Source organism: Bacteroides sp. 51, from assembly GCF_010500965.1.
In the GTDB taxonomy this organism is placed as follows: domain Bacteria; phylum Bacteroidota; class Bacteroidia; order Bacteroidales; family Bacteroidaceae; genus Bacteroides.
Window position 1 is genome coordinate 1 of record NZ_QVMI01000066.1, and the last position, 3,512, is coordinate 3,512.

A 3,512-nucleotide genomic window follows, 5' to 3' on the forward strand; every position below is an offset into this window, starting at 1 on the left:
TATATTTTATGAAGTGCTATTCTTTATGTAAAGAATGACTCTATAGCTACATTTATAATATTGATATTTAAGCAATTATGGTTTTACTTGTCATAAATACAATTCATAACATTATTTTAGTGTGGCATATGCCAGAACTTAATTTTTTAGTTATGAAAGTAATTCCTATTCAGCAACTAATTGATAGTTGCATTGAATTCTTCCGAACTAAACATTATACGGAGCATTCTCTCGCTCGGTACAAATCAGTTTGGAGGAATGGCATTCAAAAATTTATGGATGAGAAAGGCATTAGTGACTACACCCTTGAAATAGGGAGTCAGTACATTATGTCTTGTGAATCTGTTGGTGGCTTCAACAAGAGAGGGCAACAGGAAAGAATTCACAGTGTCCTTGTTCTGAATGAGTTTTTTCAGACAAGTTCTGTCCGTTCTAGGATGATTACTCCTGTGAGTTACAATCTCAATGGAGAGATTGGAACTGCTATGGAGAAATTCATCTCCTCTCTTGTTGAAAGTAGACGCACTAAAACCACAATTGCAGCTTATAGAAGGTATCTGCATGGGTTCTTGACCTACCTTACTTTGCAAGGTATTAGTTCTATTCGTTCTGTACATGACTATCATTGTTATAACTATTTATCTAATTGCCAAGGCTGTAAACATTCTATTTGTCAGTCCCTTCGCGTAATGTTTCGATATTTTTATAAAAATGGCATTATTGAGGATAACATTGAGGAAAGCCTGAAAGCGATGCCAACCAGAAAACCAGAACGGGTTCTTTCTTTTTATTCTTCTGAGGAAATAATCCAATTTGAAGATTGTGCCGATCTCACTTCAAAGATTGGGAAGCGTAATTATGCGATCTTGTTACTTTCTTCCCGGTTAGGACTCCGTTCTTCGGATATTGCTAACTTAAAGTTTTCTGAACTTGATTGGGATAATAACCTAATCAAGTTTATTACTCAGAAAACAGGTCAATATCAAGAATTGCCTTTATTGCCCATTGTAGGTAATGCCATCATTGATTATCTTAAAAACTCAAGACCGAATATTATCAAATCGGAATATGTATTTCTGCAATGCAAGACACCTTACTGTAAAATTTCTCCAGATGTCGTCTACAATGCAGTTTCAGGAATCATCAGTGCATCTGGAATTGATACAGAGCATCGACATCATGGAGCACATTCTATGAGACATAGTTTTGCAACCACTCTGTTGAAACAAGGAACTTTATTACCTGTCATTTCAGAAGTTTTAGCTCACAGAAACACACAGAGTACAACAACGTATTTGAAGATTGACATGGAGTCTCTATTGCAATGTGCATTGCCAGTACCACCTATTAGTGAGGATTTTTACAATCAGAAAGGAGGTGTTTTTTATGTCTAATCAATCAAAAGAGTTTAAGAGTATCCTTGCTAAGCAAATGAACTTGTTTCTTAAAATGAAGCGGTCCGGTGGCGTAAAAGCCATAACCACCCAATGGTTATTGTCTGAATTTGATGCATACGCATATTCTGTAGGCCTATCATCTCCTTTCATAACGAAAGAGTTCATAAGCAACTGGCACTATACATGTCTGACAAATAGCCCTAGGACATTGTATGCAAAGTATTCCCTTTGGAGAGAACTTACACTTTTCATGCGCCACAATGGTTATGACTGCTTTGTTCCGCAGCTTCCTAAATGTCCATCGAATGACTTTATTCCATACATATTCACTCATGAACAGATACAGTCTATATTTACCTATATCGATTGTCAAAAACTACATTTCAATAACATGAAAACTGCTCTTTTTGCAATGCCAGCAATACTCCGCATGCTCTATAGTACAGGAATGCGTGTAACAGAAGCTCTATCATTAAAAAATGAAGATATTCACATCTGCGAAGGCTACCTTTATCTTGGTAAGACTAAGAATGGATATGATAGGTTGGTTCCCATCTGTGAAAGTTTAAAATCTGTACTCGAAGACTATATTAAGAATCGAAACAAGCTTCCTGTTCGTGGTGTAACTCTACCAGGTCATTTTTTCTTCTTTAAACCCAATGGAGAACCTTTGACTTCTATCCTTGTATACCGTGAATTCCAAAAGATACTCAGACTATGTGAAATTCCATACAAAGGTGGAAATCATGGACCAAGAGTACATGATTTACGACATACGTTTGCCGTGCACTCATTGGAACAAATGTGGCGTGCCGGAATGGATTTGTACACAGCTCTTCCTATCCTTTCTGCATGTTTGGGACATTGTTCTCTTCATGCTACAGAAAGATATGTGAGATTGACGAGAGAAATGTATCCGGAAATTGAAGGGGCTAGTTCTGCAAATAATGCTTTCATCTATTCAAACATAATGAAATAATGATAACAAATACTGATTTCGCAAAACATATTAGTCGATTCTTCTCCGACTATTTGCTTAATGAACGTGGTGCCAGTAAAAATACTGTCGCTTCATATCGGGATGCTTTCATCCAATTCATAGATTACATGAAAGAGATAAAGGGAATACCAGTAGAAAAACTGACATTGTTTAATCTTACGAATAGAATCGTGGCTGATTATCTGAACTGGTTGGTTGACATACGTAAATGTAGTATCTCAACTAGGAATTACAGACTTGCTGCCATACATTCTTTTGTTTCATATTTACAATATGTAAGTTTGGAATATATGGACGAATGGCAAAAGATAAAATCTATCAAATTTGTCCGCTGTAGTTCTCAATCTCCTAGCTATCTTACAATAGAAGGGATTAAACTACTTTTAGAGCAGCCTGATATATCAACCGTGAATGGTCGCAGACATCTTTCAATTTTATCTTTGATGTACGCAACAGGTGCACGAGTATCTGAAATAGTTAATCTTCAAATACAGTCTGTCCAAATACAAGCCAAACCATATACAGTAAAGCTTATCGGCAAGGGGAATAAAGCACGAATTGTTCCTTTATTAGATGAAGACAGTCAAGTTTTACGTAGATATATGGAAGAGCATCATTTGTTTGATTTCCGAGACAAGTCTATTCCACTTTTTATAAATAAGCGTAACGAAAAAATGACTCGGAGTGGCCTTGCTTACATACTTAATACGTATGTTGCCATGGCGAAACAACTAAGACCAGAATTATTTTCTGGTACTATCAGTTGTCATTCACTTCGGCATAGTAAGGCTATGCATCTTCTCCAAGCAGGTGTCCCACTTATCTATATTAGAGATATTTTGGGACATGTGTCATCTGTTACCACAGAGGTCTACGCTAGAGCTGATTCTAAAGCTAAACGAGAGGCTATCGAGAAAGCTTACACTCAAGTTAATCCAAATATTGTCAAAGATCGCGAGTGGGAAAAAGACAATGATTTAAGAACCTGGTTAAAGGGCTTATAAGTCTATATCCCGATTGTTATGTAAAGTGGTAAGGTTAAGTAACAGGGTTATTTTGTTAATAGTCAGCTATCTGACCTTGCTCACTTTACATAAGAGAAAGCTCATCATAAA

General features: G+C 36.4%; 3 protein-coding genes. All 3 read left to right on the forward strand.

The annotated features are described in order from the left end of the window. The first annotated feature begins 152 nt into the window (after positions 1–152). The 3 genes from D0T87_RS23330 to D0T87_RS23340 are packed head-to-tail and all read left to right on the forward strand — an operon-like array spanning position 153 to position 3,401. Positions 153–1,394, forward strand: a complete 1,242-nt coding sequence (locus tag D0T87_RS23330; protein ID WP_163178537.1) for a tyrosine-type recombinase/integrase — start codon at positions 153–155, stop codon at positions 1,392–1,394. Then, positions 1,387–2,376: a tyrosine-type recombinase/integrase gene (locus D0T87_RS23335; RefSeq protein ID WP_163178539.1), complete on the forward strand. Its 990-nt coding sequence runs from the start codon at positions 1,387–1,389 to the stop codon at positions 2,374–2,376. Before D0T87_RS23330 ends, D0T87_RS23335 begins: the two co-directional genes overlap by 8 nt. Then, positions 2,376–3,401, forward strand: a complete 1,026-nt coding sequence (locus tag D0T87_RS23340) for a site-specific integrase (RefSeq protein ID WP_163178541.1) — start codon at positions 2,376–2,378, stop codon at positions 3,399–3,401. The genes D0T87_RS23335 and D0T87_RS23340 overlap by 1 nt, the downstream gene beginning before the upstream one ends. Positions 3,402–3,512 lie beyond the last annotated feature (111 nt).

Coding starts and splice junctions, on each gene's coding strand:
- D0T87_RS23330 (WP_163178537.1), top strand. CDS start 153: ATGAAAGTAATTCCTATTCAGCAACTAATTGATAGTTGCATTGAATTC.
- D0T87_RS23335 (WP_163178539.1), top strand. CDS start 1,387: ATGTCTAATCAATCAAAAGAGTTTAAGAGTATCCTTGCTAAGCAAATG.
- D0T87_RS23340 (WP_163178541.1), top strand. CDS start 2,376: ATGATAACAAATACTGATTTCGCAAAACATATTAGTCGATTCTTCTCC.